The organism is Halarcobacter ebronensis (assembly GCF_013201825.1).
Lineage (GTDB): Bacteria > Campylobacterota > Campylobacteria > Campylobacterales > Arcobacteraceae > Halarcobacter > Halarcobacter ebronensis.
Window position 1 is genome coordinate 2,180,769 of sequence record NZ_CP053836.1, and the last position, 17,285, is coordinate 2,198,053.

Annotated in this window: 13 protein-coding genes, 3 tRNA genes and 1 CRISPR repeat array (1 of these 17 only partly in view); of the genes, 3 read left to right on the forward strand and 13 right to left on the reverse strand. The window is 28.4% G+C overall.

The window, feature by feature from the left end; genetic code table 11:
- Positions 1–2,314: a CRISPR direct-repeat array (repeat unit 36 nt; unit sequence GTTTTAATCTACTCTCAAATCCCCATTTGATATAAT); it begins 619 nt to the left of the window's first position.
- 48 nt (positions 2,315–2,362) lie between these two features.
- The 6 genes from cas2 to AEBR_RS10835 all read right to left on the reverse strand — a co-directional run bounded on the left by cas2 (position 2,363) and on the right by AEBR_RS10835 (position 7,646).
- A complete protein-coding gene (gene cas2, locus AEBR_RS10810; protein ID WP_164969530.1) occupies positions 2,363–2,677 on the reverse strand; it encodes a CRISPR-associated endonuclease Cas2 in 315 nt (104 codons plus the stop codon).
- A gap of 32 nt (positions 2,678–2,709) precedes the next feature.
- Complete coding sequence (gene cas1 / locus AEBR_RS10815; protein ID WP_129088267.1) at positions 2,710–3,582, reverse strand: type II CRISPR-associated endonuclease Cas1; 873 nt, start codon at positions 3,580–3,582, stop codon at positions 2,710–2,712.
- A 107-nt stretch (positions 3,583–3,689) separates the two neighbouring features.
- On the reverse strand, positions 3,690–7,184 hold the full coding sequence (cas9, locus tag AEBR_RS10820; RefSeq protein WP_129088268.1) for a type II CRISPR RNA-guided endonuclease Cas9: 3,495 nt from the start codon (positions 7,182–7,184) through the stop codon (positions 3,690–3,692).
- Positions 7,185–7,335: 151 nt separating this feature from the next.
- A tRNA-Gly gene (locus AEBR_RS10825) sits at positions 7,336–7,412 on the reverse strand.
- A gap of 44 nt (positions 7,413–7,456) precedes the next feature.
- Positions 7,457–7,533, reverse strand: a tRNA-Ile gene (locus AEBR_RS10830).
- Between the two features lie 22 nt (positions 7,534–7,555).
- Positions 7,556–7,646 (reverse strand) — tRNA-Ser (locus AEBR_RS10835).
- Between the two features lie 143 nt (positions 7,647–7,789).
- Here AEBR_RS10835 and AEBR_RS10840 point away from each other — a divergent pair.
- Positions 7,790–9,277: a sensor domain-containing diguanylate cyclase gene (locus tag AEBR_RS10840; RefSeq protein WP_129088269.1), complete on the forward strand. Its 1,488-nt coding sequence runs from the start codon at positions 7,790–7,792 to the stop codon at positions 9,275–9,277.
- Between the two features lie 6 nt (positions 9,278–9,283).
- Here AEBR_RS10840 and pyrF read toward each other — a convergent pair whose 3' ends face one another.
- The 7 genes from pyrF to AEBR_RS10875 are packed head-to-tail and all read right to left on the reverse strand — an operon-like array spanning position 9,284 to position 14,693.
- Positions 9,284–9,970, reverse strand: a complete 687-nt coding sequence (gene pyrF, locus AEBR_RS10845; RefSeq protein ID WP_129088270.1) for an orotidine-5'-phosphate decarboxylase — start codon at positions 9,968–9,970, stop codon at positions 9,284–9,286.
- A 2-nt stretch (positions 9,971–9,972) separates the two neighbouring features.
- A complete protein-coding gene (gene nusB, locus AEBR_RS10850) occupies positions 9,973–10,371 on the reverse strand; it encodes a transcription antitermination factor NusB (protein ID WP_129088271.1) in 399 nt (132 codons plus the stop codon).
- 1 nt (position 10,372) lies between these two features.
- Entirely contained in the window at positions 10,373–10,843 is a 471-nt protein-coding gene (ribH, locus tag AEBR_RS10855; RefSeq protein ID WP_129088272.1) for a 6,7-dimethyl-8-ribityllumazine synthase, read from the reverse strand.
- A gap of 28 nt (positions 10,844–10,871) precedes the next feature.
- Positions 10,872–11,672 carry a 3-deoxy-8-phosphooctulonate synthase gene (gene kdsA, locus AEBR_RS10860; protein ID WP_129088273.1) on the reverse strand — a complete coding sequence of 267 codons (801 nt, stop codon included), beginning with the start codon at positions 11,670–11,672 and terminating at the stop codon, positions 10,872–10,874.
- On the reverse strand, positions 11,669–13,360 hold the full coding sequence (locus tag AEBR_RS10865) for a potassium channel family protein (RefSeq protein WP_129088274.1): 1,692 nt from the start codon (positions 13,358–13,360) through the stop codon (positions 11,669–11,671). The genes kdsA and AEBR_RS10865 overlap by 4 nt, the downstream gene beginning before the upstream one ends.
- A 10-nt stretch (positions 13,361–13,370) precedes the next feature.
- A complete protein-coding gene (locus AEBR_RS10870) occupies positions 13,371–13,748 on the reverse strand; it encodes a DUF6394 family protein (protein ID WP_129088275.1) in 378 nt (125 codons plus the stop codon).
- Positions 13,749–13,808: 60 nt separating this feature from the next.
- Complete coding sequence (locus AEBR_RS10875) at positions 13,809–14,693, reverse strand: DMT family transporter (RefSeq protein WP_129088276.1); 885 nt, start codon at positions 14,691–14,693, stop codon at positions 13,809–13,811.
- Positions 14,694–14,848: 155 nt separating this feature from the next.
- On the opposite strand from AEBR_RS10875, the gene murA reads away from it, so the two are divergent.
- Together murA and AEBR_RS10885 are read left to right on the forward strand one after the other, a co-directional pair.
- Entirely contained in the window at positions 14,849–16,114 is a 1,266-nt protein-coding gene (gene murA / locus AEBR_RS10880) for a UDP-N-acetylglucosamine 1-carboxyvinyltransferase (RefSeq protein WP_129088277.1), read from the forward strand.
- Between the two features lie 66 nt (positions 16,115–16,180).
- Positions 16,181–17,278, forward strand: coding sequence for a DUF5644 domain-containing protein (locus AEBR_RS10885; RefSeq protein WP_129088278.1), 1,098 nt, complete (start codon positions 16,181–16,183; stop codon positions 17,276–17,278).
- Positions 17,279–17,285 lie beyond the last annotated feature (7 nt).

Below are 17,285 nucleotides of genomic sequence, written 5' to 3' on the forward strand. Positions count from 1 at the left end.
TTGATATAATGTTACTTCATCTTTTATACTAGGGCTCGAGTTTTAATCTACTCTCAAATCCCCATTTGATATAATAGTGGTTAGCAGAGACTAAAACTTGGTATGGTTTTAATCTACTCTCAAATCCCCATTTGATATAATAGCCTATGAAATAGATAACTGTTACAAGGGGTTTTAATCTACTCTCAAATCCCCATTTGATATAATTAGAAATGAGAGAGATTAAGTTTAGAGCGGTTTTAATCTACTCTCAAATCCCCATTTGATATAATTTTTATATCGGTGGAAGTCCTGAAACTATGTTTTAATCTACTCTCAAATCCCCATTTGATATAATTAAAATCTCAAACATGGCAAGACATAGCCGGTTTTAATCTACTCTCAAATCCCCATTTGATATAATAAATGCAATTTCATTTTCCGGTACACCTCTGTTTTAATCTACTCTCAAATCCCCATTTGATATAATGTTTTTGCCAGGAACGGTTAAGCAATTAACGTTTTAATCTACTCTCAAATCCCCATTTGATATAATTTCATCACAAGCCATTAATCCTATCTCATCGTTTTAATCTACTCTCAAATCCCCATTTGATATAATAGTACTTATGTAAGTTATAATGCACAATGGTTTTAATCTACTCTCAAATCCCCATTTGATATAATGAGATGGCTAAACAACTTGCAAAAGCAAGTGTTTTAATCTACTCTCAAATCCCCATTTGATATAATACTAGTTCTTGAGGTCCAATTAATACCATGTTTTAATCTACTCTCAAATCCCCATTTGATATAATCTTTATGATGAAGCTAAAAAAATTTCTTCTGTTTTAATCTACTCTCAAATCCCCATTTGATATAATTTCAGGACTTACAGGTGAAGTTATTGCAGTGTTTTAATCTACTCTCAAATCCCCATTTGATATAATGAGATTTAATCGCTAATGCAAAAAAGCTATGTTTTAATCTACTCTCAAATCCCCATTTGATATAATATTAAATCTATACCCTACTTATTTGATATTGTTTTAATCTACTCTCAAATCCCCATTTGATATAATTGCAGATTGAAAATAAAGGATAAAATACCGGTTTTAATCTACTCTCAAATCCCCATTTGATATAATATTTCGATTATTTAGGAAGCATACAACATAGTTTTAATCTACTCTCAAATCCCCATTTGATATAATATCCATAATAATCTCCTTATATAAATAATGGTTTTAATCTACTCTCAAATCCCCATTTGATATAATTTAGTGGAGTAAGTAAAGAAACATATACTGGTTTTAATCTACTCTCAAATCCCCATTTGATATAATATTATAATGGTTGGATAGGGGTGTTGTGTGGTTTTAATCTACTCTCAAATCCCCATTTGATATAATGTTTTGCTGCTTCTTGTTCTGGGGTCAATGGTTTTAATCTACTCTCAAATCCCCATTTGATATAATAGAATGGAAAAGCTAATAAATAAAGGAGAGGTTTTAATCTACTCTCAAATCCCCATTTGATATAATGAGTTTTACTTCCATCTGTAAAAATTGATAGTTTTAATCTACTCTCAAATCCCCATTTGATATAATTTATGGACACGCTAAGAAGATAGCATATAAGTTTTAATCTACTCTCAAATCCCCATTTGATATAATGTGCAAGACTTACATATTTAACTAAAAACTGTTTTAATCTACTCTCAAATCCCCATTTGATATAATTTTAACTGCAGGAGTAGATACTCAACCAGGTTTTAATCTACTCTCAAATCCCCATTTGATATAATATGTTGTCTGTGCATAAAGTCCACCACCCAGTTTTAATCTACTCTCAAATCCCCATTTGATATAATTTTTCATCTGCATTAAAAGATACTATTGTTGTTTTAATCTACTCTCAAATCCCCATTTGATATAATTTTGTCTCAAACAATTAATCAAAGAACTAAGTTTTAATCTACTCTCAAATCCCCATTTGATATAATATTATATAAAAGGAGTAATTCAATGTTACAGTTTTAATCTACTCTCAAATCCCCATTTGATATAATATCCTCTCCAAAAAGTGAGATAGAAGCTATGTTTTAATCTACTCTCAAATCCCCATTTGATATAATTTTGCTATCATCCACTTATTACGCCTTACAGTTTTAATCTACTCTCAAATCCCCATTTGATATAATACTTATACAGAAATAGGGTATAAAATGTTGGTTTTAATCTACTCTCAAATCCCCATTTGATATAATGCTTTTGAGAGTAGATCAACTATTGAGGCAGTTTTAATCTACTCTCAAATCCCCATTTGATATAATAGAGTAGCTTAAAACCATTTATTTTAGGCTTTTATGGCATTTTTATTACTAAAAAACAAGCACTGCTTGTGTTTGTTTTAGTAATTTTTTTTCTGGTTTTTCTCGATAATTCTCAATTACTAGCATATTTTTATATTGTGCTTCTGTAATTTTTACTACTCTTATAGAACCACCAACTGGTGCTGCCAGTTCTATTTTTTTCTCATATTTTTGTGCTATAACTAAACTTCTACAAAATCTTATATAAATAGAATACTGGAACATAATAAATCCCATTTCCAAAAGTTTTTTACGAAATTTTGTATATTTTTTTATATCTTTTTTTGTATTTGTGGGCATATCAAACATTGTAAATAAAACCATTTTTCTGTACCTGCTTATTTCTTCTATATTAGTCATAATTCAAAAAGAGTTAACTCTTCACATTTTAATAAACAAATTGACTGATAATTTGCTACAATAGCTTTCATACAATTAGAAACTGTTACATTTTTACTATCATAAATAACTGTTTTATCCAAAAGCTTCAATAAATCAATTTTGATTTTACTATTTAATTCCATCTCTTTTTTTATATTTCTTACCACATAATCATCTACAATAGGGCGAAAAGGCTCTATCAAATCATCTGCAAGATTAAAAGCATTAAGCTCACTGCTGTGATGTATACCAAAAGCTGGATTTAAACCATAAGCTACAAGATACCTACAAATGGAACTTCTAAAAATGGCATAACCAAAATTTAAAATGGCATTATTTATATTTTCAGGATCATTTCTTGAAAACTCTTTTCCAAAGAGTTCTTTAAAATAGTATGCAGCAGCTGTAGCTTCTATATTTTCTTTATCATTTGATGTTATTCGAGAAATTAAAGAATCCAAATAATCACTGTTTTTATGAAGTTTTTTCAAAACTTTAGATTGATTATTCACTTTATGTATAATTATATTTTTCCAAATCTGATTTAACTTTGGTTTAGATACCTCTATTTGAGCTTTTTGTATTTTGGTTGTACGACTGTTTTTATTGATACCTTGTAGAATAGAACTTGGCATAAACTTCTCATCACAAAAGATTACATTGATATCAGCTTTAGAAAGTTGGGACAGAAGAGCAGAGGTTATAGTGCTTTGTTGATTTTCTATGATTATGGTATCAATATCATCAAAGCAAACAGTCGTTTCATAGTCATCAATTTTTACGGATATAAGATTGTGTTTGTAACTTAGATATGATTTGTTTTTGATATATAATTTTTGAAGAGACATTTTATAAACCTTTAAAAAAAGGTTTATAAAATTTTTGCGGGACTAAATCGTCCCTTGTTTTAATCAGACTATCAAATCCCCATTTGATATGGAAAAATTTTATAATATTATTTCTTAAACTCTTCATAGGAAATATCTCCTTGATAATTTATAAACACTTTTTTTGCAATTGTATCTTTATTTAAAGTTATTTGAAATTCATTTTTTGTATTAATTGATTTTAAAACCAATTTATTATTACCAGCTGATATTTTTCCACCTCCATTAAATACATAATATTTTTTTGTATTATCTTTAAGGTTTTCTATTTCTAACAAATCTCCTTTAGAAATAGTGATTTTATCTTCATAATTTTTTATTAAAGAAATCTTTGTTTCATATATTTTAGGTTCTATATTATTTTTAATAGATGAAAAATAGTTCAATCCTATTACTTGACCTTTTACAGTATTATATAGATCCACGTTTAAAGTTGTATCATTGAGTTTTGCTACAAAAGGAGTTTGAGTTGATTTTAACTCATCATAAATATCTTTTGTAAGCCTTTTAACTCTGGAAGTTTGAGTTTTATCTGTAATAATTATACTGTCAACTTTTGAAGCCTCTTTTGTTTTGATTTTAATATTTCTAATGATTTGTTTTTGTCCTTTGTTCGTTAGGAAAAAACAAGGTTGATTTTGTATATCTATTTGAATTTGTTTTTCATCGGTTAAAAGTTTCATTTTTTCTTTAATATCAATAGTTTCAGGAGTTTCAATATAATCTTTTTTATTGGGTAAATTGCCTTTTAACTCTTTTATTTGTTCTTCTAAATCTTTGATTTTTGTTCTAGTTTGAAGCAATATCTCTTTATAGTTTTCTATTGCATTTTTTATATTATTTTGTTTTGGTAAATCTAAAGATTTTATTAAATCTTCTACTCTTTTTTTCACTTCACTATCATTTACATCTTTTCCATTTTGGTCAAAAAGTAGATTTTTATCTATATTTTTTTTATCAATTTGGCAAAATATTTCTTTCTCTTCATCCCAATAAAGCTTAATATTCCCATCTTTAAATCCCACGATATTATCTCTTTTTTTCATTATAGGGCAAATGTATAACTCATCATTTTCATATTTTGTAACTTTTTCTTTTACAAAATCAACCAAAGAGATACCCTCTTTAGTTTTAGGAAATCTTGCACTTAGATTTTCTAAAATAGCTTTTGTTTTAAAGCCGTTTTCATTTTGTTTAAAAAAGTCATTTAATGCTTTTTTTGCTGAAGAGTTTAAAAGTGAAATAACAATAGCATCTATAGTATGATGATAGTTTGTAGTTCTGTCTTTTTTATCATTTTCATTTTTAGGTTGAACTTTATTTATTCCCCAAAGTCGTTTGAGTTCACTTATGGCTTTCCCTGTTACTCTTATTAATTTATCGTTTGTTTCACCTTTTCCATGCTCATTTTGCTTTGGATAGAGATAATGCTCTAAATAGTTTGCTATGATTTTTGTAGCACTTCTTGTGTCATTTAAAAATCTATCTTCAAGCTTCTCATTGTTCCAAATATTGTTTATATTATCTTCATTTGTTAACCAATTGATTTTACTCTTATTTAATAAATTTTCATTTACTCTATGCTGAAAATCTTCCCAAGCATTTTTTGATTTTAGATAAGTTATTGGGTGTGTATCACTTTTATTTTGATTGTATTTTTTAAAAACCAAGATTTTATTTTTATATGAATTTATCCAAATCTTGCTTCGTGGAATAAAATGTTCAACTTCACTTACGGTTTCATCTAAAGCCTCTTCCAAAGTCATTGGATCTCCACTATAAAGACATCTTGCTTTTTGTTCAGTAAATAGTCTTGCTCGTTCAATATTTTTATTTGTAACTTCATATTTATTGGCTTCTAGTAATTTTTCAGCCTCTTTTATCTCTTTTCTACTATTTGCTTGAGATTCTTTTATATTATCTTCTTCTGTTTTTGAGTTTAATTCCCTTGCTGTTTCTATAATAATTTGGTCAATTTTTCCATATTTTTTTATCAAATCATTTATAAGTCTTCTAAGAATTGAGATAACTCTTTTTACATTTGGAGAAACTAGAGGTTGATAAAACAGATGTTCTACTTTAAAATTTTTTATATTTTTTTCAAGCCATTTTATATCATCTTTTGAGGGATTTAATGGAGGAAGATAATCATAAGGTGTTATATCCAAATATTTTCTAAAATATCCAAGTTGGGTTAAACTGTCTTGATAGGTTTTCCCATCTCTTAATTTTTGTAAAATTTCATCTATAAAAAGAAGTGAAAATGATGAATAAGCTTCTTTAGTCCCTTTATCAACTTTTGATAATCTGTCAATGGTTTCATCACTTAAAATATTTTGAATATCAACTTTTTTTATCTCTTTTACTATTTGGTCTTTATTTACAAAATAATGGATTTTTTCTAAAATTTTTGTATATAAATCTCTGTGTTTTTCAAAGATATCTATGTTTGCAGTTTTAAATATTTCTAAAAGTTGAGTATGCAGTTTTATATCTAAGATAGTGTCATCTTGTTTATCTGTTGTTTTTATTTTTATATTTTTAAGTCCTGCTTTATCAAATACATTTTTTGTATTAATTGTTTGTGTCGGTGGTTTTTTTAGCCAAAGTTCTATTGTATTTTCTATCTCTTCTTTTGACGGTGTAAATATTTCTCCTGTTTTATCATTAAAAATCAGTTCTTTTGAGTTTTCAATTCTTTGTCTAAGTGTAAATTCTATACTTGAAATATGTGATTTAGCAACTCTTTTTTGTGGATTTTGATGATAAATATTATAAAAACTACAATATCCCACCATATCTTCCATGCTTTTTAAAGGTCTTTGTTCAAATTGTCCTAAAGAGTTTTCATTTACTCCATATAAAAGCTTGTTTTTAAAAGTTTCATATTTTTCACTGTTTTCAAAAAGCTCAATATTGTTTTTTTGGCTATGTAATAACTTTTCTAACTCTTCTTCCCAAAATTCTCTACCTATTGAGTTGGTATAATCATCTTTTTTATTTCTAATTGCTACATTTATAAATCCATCTTTTTCAAGTTCTGTTTTTTTGTTTAGTAAAACTAAAGATGGTATAGTTAATTTGTTTTCTAAATAAATTGTTTTATTTTTTTTAATTGGTTCTGTTATAGCACCATCATCTTTTGATTCTTCTGTTTTAAATTGATTTGAATAACCTCTTCTTGAAATAATTGTATAAAGAGCAAAGGTAAACTCATCTTTTGAAAGACTTTTGCCATTTACTGCTACTTCTCTTAATATATATGGATTTTGTTTTTGTGATAGTTTATTGAAGTATTTTATTGGTTGAGAAACAATTAATTTATCAGCAAAATTAAAATCACAAAGAAGTTTTCTAACTATTTGTTTTCTTCTACTATTTCTTTCATTTCTTCTTCGACCACTTCTGAATTTTCTTCTATCTTCTGCTTTAATATATTCACTAAAAATAATACTATTTGAAGTTAACTCATTAAAAACTGTTTGTTCATTTTTTATTTCTATTTCATTTAAGGAAAAACCTATACTATTTGTACCAATATCTAAACCTAAAACTTTTTTCATTTTAAACCTTATAATTAGTTATTTATTATATTATCTTTTTATTTCTTTATAAATGAAAATTATTAGTTATTTATTATATTTAGATGTGGAGGATAGAATAAAAAAAGCCCTATGAAAAAAAATAAAATTCTCTTTCATAGGGCTTTTAAAATGGAGCGGGAGACGAGACTCGAACTCGCGACAATCTGCTTGGAAGGCAGAAGCTCTAGCCAACTGAGCTACTCCCGCATATATAAAATTTGAGGTAAACTCAAATTCTAAAAAACCTAAAATGGTGGGTCATGAAGGACTCGAACCTTCGACCACTCGGTTATGAGCCGAGTGCTCTAACCAGCTGAGCTAATGACCCACACAACTAATCCGATGATTAGTGGCGGACAAGGAGGGATTCGAACCCTCGGTACCGTTGCCAGTACGCATCCTTAGCAGGGATGTGGTTTCAGCCAACTCACCCACTTGTCCTTCTTTTAGGGATGTAATTTTACTTTTATTGTTCTTAAATATATCTTAACTTTAGCCTAGATTTTTTATTTTTTTCACAAATACAAATCATAATTATATTTTTAAGTTTCAAGGGTATATAATTCATATAGGAAGGATACTTTATGGATCAAAAATTAAAGAAATCGTCTCCTTACATTGTAGGGTTTTTAATTTTATTATTTATATTTTCTTCTTACCTTATCTACAAAAATGAAGTTTATGAATTTAAAAAAAACTCATATTACAACACTTACAGAAATGTTGAATATCTAAAAGAGTACTTTACAATTTCAGAATCATTTTTGTATTCAATGAAATATACCATTGAAGATAAACTAAAACTTGAATGTAATTGTTCTCATCCTTCATATATAAATCTACAATACAACAAAGAAAAAGATATCTATACTATTACTAATATAAAAGGTATAGAAGGGGAATCTAGTTTATGTGGAATTGGAAATCCCAAAACTTTTAAACAAGAGAGTATAAACGAAATAAATAGTTCTTTATATCTAAAACCTATTTTTCTTGCAGCAAAAGATGTTATCTTTGATTTAAAAAGGGTCTATTATAAATCCCTAAATGAATTTGTTTTTATCTATCCAGATTTTACTTTTCAAAATAGCAAAACATTAAAAAAATTGTATGAATGTAAAGAGTGGAAAAAATCAATTGAAAAGATGCAAACTAATAATAATTTTATTTTAACAGATTTAATAAAAGACCGTTTAGCAGATGGATACATTATTACTTTGATGATTCCTATTAAAAATAAAAACAGAATTAAAGGTGCAGTAGGTATTGATATTGAATTGAATACTTTTAATGACTTTATATCTGCTTTAAATTTGAAAGGAGAGACTTATATTATAAATGACAAAAATAGAGTTATTGCTTCAAAAAATAAAAACTTTTTAAATAGCACATTAGATACGTCTAACAAAGATTTCATAAAATACCAAATCTTAGAAAACCAATTATCATTAGTTCATATTATTGATAACTTTGAACTATTTAAAAATGCTTTTTTAAACAGCATTGGAAAGATTCTTATTCTTTTTCTTCTAATCTCTATTTTAATTATTCTAATCTATTTAAGAATATTGTCTTTAAAACTACAACATTTAGCAAATACTGATTCATTGACAAATCTACTTAATAGAAGAGCCATAGAGAGTGCAATAAACAAACAGATTGAAATAAGTAGAAGATATAAACAACCTCTCTCTTTTCTTTTAATAGATATTGATCATTTCAAAAAGTTTAATGACTCTTATGGACATGATATTGGAGACGAAGTTTTAGTTAAAATATCTAATCTTTTTAGATACCTAATAAGAAGTTGTGATATTGTAGGAAGGATAGGAGGAGAAGAGTTTTTAATCTCTTTGGCAAATACCAATTTAGATGAGGCTTACATTCTTGCTGAAAGAATTAGAAAATTGGTAAATGAGATTACTATTGACAATATAAATATGAATATTACAGTTAGTATTGGATGTACAACATTGAATAAAAATGATACTTACAAAACAATATTTAAAAGGGTTGATACACTAATGTATGAAGCAAAAAAAGGTGGGAGAGATAATACAATAAAGAGATAAAAGAGATTAGATATTATCTAAAATCTTTTTTACTACCTCTTTAGGATTTTGTGCTTTATAAATTGGTCTTCCAACAACTATAAAATCAACTTGATTCTCTTTTGAAAAGGGAATATCTGCAACTCTTTTTTGATCTCCTGAATCTTCACCAAAAGGTCTTATCCCTGGACATAAAGTTATAAATTCATTTGAAGTACTATTTTTTATATCTAAACTTTCAAAAGCAGAACAAACAACACCATCAACACCCGATTCAAAGGTATCAATGGCAAGTTTTGTTGCTTTTGTTTTAATATCTTCATTATAAACTGCTTTAAACTCATCATTATCAAAAGAAGTAAGTGCAGTTACAGCTAAAACCAAAGGTTTATTTGGAATATTTTCTATTCTTTGCATAACTGTTTGCATAGCTCTTTTTCCCGAACTTGCATGAACATTAAACATATCTACAAGCCCAAATTGAGCTATCTCTTGAGCTGCATCAGCCATTGTATTTGGAATATCATAAAGCTTTAAATCCAAAAAGAGTTTAAAACTTGGATTTATAGCTTTTAAATCTTCTAAAAAATTTTTTCCATCTCTAGTATAACTTCTAAGTCCAACTTTTAACCAAACATCAAAATCTTTTATCTGTTCAACTAATGCTAAATTTTCTACTGCACTAGGCAAATCCAAAGACACACAAAGTTTCACAACTAAGCCTTTTTACTTACTTTATCAAGTAATCCATTTATAAACTTAGGAGCAGAATCTGAAGCTAGTTTTTTTGCTAACTCAATAGCTTCATTTATAACAATAGCTTTATCCAAACCTTTGAACATAATTTCAAAAATTGCAAGTCTTAGAATAGATTTTTCAACACTTCCTGTGTCATTTATTCCACCTTGAGTTAAATGGCTTATTAACTCTTCATCAATAGCTTCAATATTTTCAACAACACCGTTAAAAAGCTCTAAAGCAAACTCTTTTTGTTTGTTTCTAATCTTTTTTTCTTCTAAAATTTCATCTACAAATTTTGCTATACCTTCATTTCCTAAATCATAGGCATAAAGCAGACCAATTACAGACTCTCTTGCTTGTGTTCTTGTTGCCAAATTATTTTCCTAATTCACTATATAAATCTAACATCTCAATAATTGTAACCATTGCCTCTGCACCTTTGTTTCCAACTTTGCTTCCAGCTCTCTCAATTGCTTGTTCAATAGTATCTGTTGTTAAAACCCCATTTGATACAGGTTTTCCATATTTTAATGTAACTGTTGCTATTCCTTTTGTTGCTTCTGCTGAAATATAATCAAAATGAGGAGTTGCACCTCTAATAACTGCACCAACACAACAAACTGCATCATATTTTCCTGATGCTAACGCTTTTTCTAAAGCAAATGGAATTTCAAATGCTCCTGGTACTAAAATCAAATCTAAATTTTTTTCATCACCACCATGTCTTATAAAAGCATCTTTTGCACCTTCAACCAATCTATCTGTTATTATATGATTAAATCTTCCATTTATAATAGCAACTTTTTCGTCACCTTTTAATCTTAATTTACCTTCTAAAATCTTCATTTATATTCTCCAAAAAATATGTAAGGCATTAATTATACCCTAATGCCTCTTTAATAGCAAAAATCTCATTAACAGTTTTATAAAGTTCATCTATTTGAAGCATATTTGGTCCATCACTTAAAGCAATAGAAGGATCATAATGAGTTTCAAAGAAAAAACCATCCACTCCAACAGCTGCAGCTGCTCTTGCCAAACTTGGAACAATTGCACTATTTCCACCAGTAGTCTCACCAGTGCTTGGAACTTGAGCTGAGTGAGTTGCATCAAAAATCACAGGAGCATACTCTCTCATAGCTATTAGATTTTTCATATCCACAACTAAAGCTCCATATCCAAAGGTATTTCCTCTTTCACAAAGCCAAACTCCGTTATCTTTTGAAGCTTGGAAACTAACCTCATCAACACCTCTTGTTTTAAGTACTTTTTCAACTGGATGTTTCATACTATTTGCAGCTAAAAACTGCCCTTTTTTTATATTTACTTTACACTTTGTTTTTGCAGCTGCAACTAGAAGGTCTGTTTGTCTACATAAAAAGGCAGGAATTTGTAAAATATCCACAACTTCACCCACAGGTGCAGCTTGATAAGATTCATGAATATCTGTTATTAATCTATAACCAAACTGCTCTTTTACCTCTTGAAATAGTTTTAACCCCTCTTCTAAACCTGGTCCTCTAAAAGAGCTAAGACTTGTTCTATTTGCCTTATCAAAAGAGGCTTTAAAATAGAAATCTACTCTTTTATCTTCACTTAAAGGTTTTAACATCTCTGCAATTTTCATAACCTTGTCTCTATCTTCTAAAACACAAGGTCCTGTTAAAATAATCATTTTTTATTCCTTAAAAATATTGTTTTTCTCTCTTGTCCTGTGTATGCATAATAAAACTCATAAAAATTTTGTGCAATATACTCTATCTCATCTTTTGCATTTTCATCACAAGCAAAAAGAATCTCATCACCCTCTTCTAAAGATGTGTTAAAATTAGGAAGAAGTATCTCTTCCTCTTCTTTTAGTATCAAAAGCGGTATTATATTATTTTTTTGTTCTCTATTATATAAAGAGTGATTAAAAACACCCAAATCTATCTCTTTGTTTTCTTTTAATGCGTCAAAAATTTGAGGAGCAGATTTTTTGTTAATTTTAATTTCATAAAGTAATGGATTCTCATCAATTATTTGAATTAAATCTTTTAAAAGTTTTGCTCCCCAAGAGTCATCTTTTTTACAAATCATTGAAATAAATTTATCAGAGAGTGGACTTATTAGAGCATTTGTAGTTTTATTTATCAAAATTCTTGCAGGCATAAAAATATGGTCAACTTTTGCATTTTTGAAAATTGAAAAATCATCCATCTCGTTTTCCCTTGCAATTGTCATAATTTTTGGATTAAGCTTTTTAGCTGTTGCTAATATAGAGAGATTTGTTGTATCATCATTCGTTGCAGAAATTATTGCAACTGCCTCTTTAACTCCCACATCAAGTAACATATCTTTATCATCAGCATTTCCACATCTAATCTTAAAAGTATTATCTTGATTAAAACCTGTAACCTTTGATTTATCCAACTCAACAAACTCTGCTTCAATACTACTTGATTTTAAGTTCTCATAAATATGTTGTCCCATTCTTCCATACCCACAAACAATATATTTCCCTTTGGGAAAAGATGGAAGATTTGTATTTAGATGATCAATTTTATATATCCATTTTTCAAGCTTTAAAATATTTGGAGCATTTATAGCTAAAGCAATCTCATTTGAAATAATAGAAAAAGGATTGGCAATAATCTCAACATCCAAATCTCTTAAATTTTCACTGTGATTTGTTGTTGTTGATTTTATTGCAAGTCTTACATAAGAGTTTAAAAGTTTTGAAGTAAGTGCAATTCTAAGATTTAGAGCATCATCTTCAAAAATAGAGACTAAACCTTTGCAGTTACTCTTTTTTATTCCTGCTTCGATTAATGCCACTGGAGTAAAGGCATCGGCAACTAAAACTGGAACTGTTGGTGTAAAATTTTCTAAAATAAGCTCATTTGCCCTACTCTCATCTTTTTCAATAACAACAGTTCTAATACCTTGTTCCAAAGCCCTATTTATTATCTCACTACTTATTTGATTATAACCTAAAATAATAATGAATTTATCTTTTAATCCCTTTACTTGTCTTTTAAATTTAGACTTTTCCATCTCTTTTAAAAAAAGCTTATCTTGAAAAAGACTAACTAATGAACCAATACCATAAAACCAACCAAGAACAGTTATGTAAATAGAGAAACTAACCCACAATCTTTGAGGATAAGTAAAAGTATATGGTGTCTCACCAAAACCTATAGTTGAAGCTGTATAACTGATAAAATAGAAAGCATCAAAGATAGTCATATGATAAGGTTCTCCCTTATCATCTACCCCTTGAATTATTAGTAATCCAACTATAGCAATTGTATAAGTTACAACTATAACCAAAAAAGGTATTCTCATCCTTTGAAGGACAATAAATAAAGAGTTGTTTTTCACAAAAAGCCTTTTATCTTTTTGATTTTAGTGTATCTCCAACATATAGAGCAACAGAGACAAAATTTGCTATTAAGGCACCACCAGATAATGAAATTATTATTCCAATAACTTCTTGATTTATTGTATACGCATAAAAAGCAATAGTCCAAATAGAAGCAGCAGCTATAAGTTGAATATCTGCAACTAGCGAGGTTGCAAGTAAAACTGAACCCATTTGCGTTTTATCTCCAAGTTTAAGAGTAGTTGCAATTATATTTACAACAATTGCAGCCATTAACTCATACTTACTATGGTGTTCCAATGAGGTCATATCCCCATAAAAAAATCCAAAATTAAGTGTCATGGCTAAGATTATAAAAAAACCTGAAATTACTTTATCTAAATTCATCACTTCTCCTTCTCAAGTTAATTTAAATTTTATCAAATAGATGATTATAACAAGTTTTGTTTACTCTTTTTTACTTGATACAAAAATTCCACTAATAACAATCAATCCTATTCCAAATAGTATCCAAATATCTGGAAAACTATCCCCTAATAAAATCCCAATAAAAATAGAAAAGGCAATATTAGCATAAGATATTGTACCTATTATTCCTGCCTTTGCAACAGAATAAGCCTTTGTCATATAAACTTGCGCATAGGTTGAAACAATACCTAAAAGAATAATATAGAGCCAATCACCACTTTGTGGCATAACAAATGTTGCAAAAATATAATCATAGTTTGCAACCGTATAAAATTCAGAAACAAACATTAATATAAGAGGTCCAAGTGTTCCAATTCCCATAAATGAAAGTACAATTGTTCTTCCATCATAATATTTTCTAAGTTCTCTAATTGAAGTATAAGCAAGCCCTGCTCCAACACCACTTAAAATTCCCAACCAATCAGTTTTATCCAAAGAGCTTCCATCAAATTTTGTAATAAAAAGTATTCCAATAAAACCTATAAAAACTCCAAGCCAACCTTTAAAGCCTAACTTCTCTTTTACGAAAATATAAGCAAAAATAGCACTAAAGATTGTTGAAGTTTTAGAAAAAGTCATAGCTTCACCCAAAGGAATATTTGCAATATTATAAAAGAAAAAAAGAAGAGACAAAAATCCTACTGTTCCTCTAAAAATAAGAAGTAAAGGTTTTCCACCAATTTGTTTTAGGGGAGATCTATAAATAGAGATTAATATTAAAATAACACCAAATACATTTCTAAAAAAAACTACTTCAAGTGAACTCATAGAGTCACTTAGCTCTTTTGCAAAAGCTCCCATACAAGCAAACATAAAAGAGGCAAAAAGCATATATTTTATACCTAAAGATACATTTTCAGTCATTAATTTTCCTTAAATCAAAGATTGAATTTTATTTAGTTTCTTGTTAAATGATGATTATTAAATTAGCTAAATTACAAAATTAATATTTTTAGCTACATTAGGATAAAATGACGCAATTTTTTATAGATTTTTGGGAATACCCTTTTAGGAAAAAAATGGAATATTTAAAGATTACTGGTGGACAAAAATTAAATGGTGAGGTTACAATCTCAGGTGCAAAAAATGCTGCACTACCTCTAATAGCTGCTACAATTTTAGCAAAAAATGAAGTTTCAATCTGTAATTTACCAGATGTTGTTGATATAAATACTCTTTTAAAACTTCTTGATAAACTTGGTGGAAAATTTACAAAATGTGAAGACTGTATCAAAATTGATACTTCAAAATTGAATAATACTACTGCAACTTACGATATTGTAAAGACAATGAGAGCTTCAATTTTAGTTTTGGGTCCAATTTTAGCAAGATTTGGTCATTGTGAAGTTTCACTTCCAGGAGGGTGTGCTATTGGTCAAAGACCCGTAGATTTGCACCTTAAAGCCCTTGAAGCAATGGGAGCACAAATAAATATAAATCATGGATATATAGAAGCAACAGCTCCAAATGGTCTCAAAGGAACAAAAATTGTATTCGACAAAGTTACTGTTGGGGGAACTGAGAATACTGTAATGGCTGCTGCATTAGCACAAGGTGTTACTACAATTATCAATGCAGCAAAAGAACCAGAAGTTCAACAATTATGTGAAGTAATTAATAACTCTGGAGTAAAAATAGAGGGAATTGGAACATCTACACTTGTAATTCATGGCTCAAACAAAGAACTTTTGCATATGAAAGATTTTGATGTTATTCCAGATAGAATTGAAGCGGGAACATATATGTGTGCTGCTGCTATTACAAACTCAAAACTAAAAATTTGTAAAGTTTTACCTGTGCATTTAGAAGCTGTAATTGCAAAACTTGAAGAGATGAGTTTTGAGATAATACAAGATGAAAACTCTGTTACAGTTATGCCAACAGAAGAGATAAAACCTGTAAATATAATTACAAGTGAATATCCAGGATTTCCAACTGATATGCAAGCACAGTTTATGGCACTTGCAACTCAAGCAAATGGAACAAGTACAATAGATGAAAGACTATTTGAAAATAGATTTATGCATGTAAGTGAGCTTCTAAGACTTGGAGCAGACATACATCTAAATGGAAATATTGCAACAATAAATGGAACAAAAGGTCAACTAAATGGTACAGATGTAATGGCTACAGATTTAAGAGCTTCATCGGCATTAGTTTTATCTGCACTTGTTGCAAAAGGTGAAACTTCTATTCATAGAATTTATCATTTAGATAGAGGGTATGAAGATTTAGAAGGGAAATTAAATAAAATTGGTGCCAATGTGGCAAGATATAAAGAGTAGACTATTTTATAAATTAAGAATAAATTTTATAAAATAAGCCCGACATAAGCTTAAAGGTTATTAAATATGAAATTAGAAATATCACTTTTTAGATTTGATTATAAGTCAGATTATTTACCATACTATACAAAAAACTTCATCAAAATAAAAAATGAAAAGACTCTGCAAGAGATTTTAAATACGATTAATGATGAAGCTCCTTTTGAGTATAGAAATACTGACCACTTTTTATTGGTAGTAAATGGATATTATACTACAACAGCAACTACAATCTCAGATTTAGTAGAAGATTTTGGTACAGATTTAACTATTGAACCAATCTCAATTAGAAGAGCTCATACTGATCTTTGCATAAATGATGCAGATTTTCAAGAGAGATTAAAAGTGTTAGCAGAGTTTATTGATGAAGAGGATATCAAAAAATATAATGAGTATAAAATATATTTCTATGCATCAAATACAATCAACTATGAGTATGATTATATTGGTGACGCAATACTACTTTTAGCATATGATTTAATCCAAAAAGATAACTCTAAAGAGAAAGATATTTTAGAAGCACTAAAAGAGTATGAGTGTGGAGCACAATTTCATACAAACCTAAAAAATAGAGTTTTCAATTTTGATAATGAAGTAGAGAATAAAATAGAAACAATTAGAGAAAAGCTTAAACTAATAAAACCTATAAAAGAACAAAATCTATTTTTAGACAAAAAAAATAGTATAGATTTTGGAACTTTTGAAGATGATTATAAAATTAAACACAACTTTGAAGATTTTAATCTTGCATACTTTTCTGGACTTGAAAAAGATGTTCAAACACTTCAACTTTTAGAGAGTCTAAATGCAAAAATCATAGATACTCCATCTATGCACACAGATTTAGCTCTACAAACTTTTCATGTAAACTCTGATTTTTCTATAAAATTGGCTTCAACGGTAATGTTAGATGCTTTTGATAATAGTGCAGATCTATTAGTTGTAGATTGTGAAAATCTTTTTTATCTATTTGATTCAAATAGAAAAGCAATGCAAAAAGTATCTGGAAGAGAGATAATTCTTCCTGTAATACATAAAAATGAACTTCAAAAACTTGTTTCTGGTGAACATGAAGCTGTAAAACCTCAACTTAAGAAGCATGTTATTGATCCAGAAATAATCTAAAGATTTA

Coding starts and splice junctions, on each gene's coding strand:
- cas2 (WP_164969530.1), bottom strand. CDS start 2,677: ATGGTTTTATTTACAATGTTTGATATGCCCACAAATACAAAAAAAGAT.
- cas1 (WP_129088267.1), bottom strand. CDS start 3,582: ATGTCTCTTCAAAAATTATATATCAAAAACAAATCATATCTAAGTTAC.
- cas9 (WP_129088268.1), bottom strand. CDS start 7,184: ATGAAAAAAGTTTTAGGTTTAGATATTGGTACAAATAGTATAGGTTTT.
- AEBR_RS10840 (WP_129088269.1), top strand. CDS start 7,790: ATGGATCAAAAATTAAAGAAATCGTCTCCTTACATTGTAGGGTTTTTA.
- ribH (WP_129088272.1), bottom strand. CDS start 10,843: ATGAAGATTTTAGAAGGTAAATTAAGATTAAAAGGTGACGAAAAAGTT.
- kdsA (WP_129088273.1), bottom strand. CDS start 11,672: ATGATTATTTTAACAGGACCTTGTGTTTTAGAAGATAGAGACAAGGTT.
- AEBR_RS10870 (WP_129088275.1), bottom strand. CDS start 13,748: ATGAATTTAGATAAAGTAATTTCAGGTTTTTTTATAATCTTAGCCATG.
- AEBR_RS10875 (WP_129088276.1), bottom strand. CDS start 14,693: ATGACTGAAAATGTATCTTTAGGTATAAAATATATGCTTTTTGCCTCT.
- murA (WP_129088277.1), top strand. CDS start 14,849: ATGGAATATTTAAAGATTACTGGTGGACAAAAATTAAATGGTGAGGTT.
- AEBR_RS10885 (WP_129088278.1), top strand. CDS start 16,181: ATGAAATTAGAAATATCACTTTTTAGATTTGATTATAAGTCAGATTAT.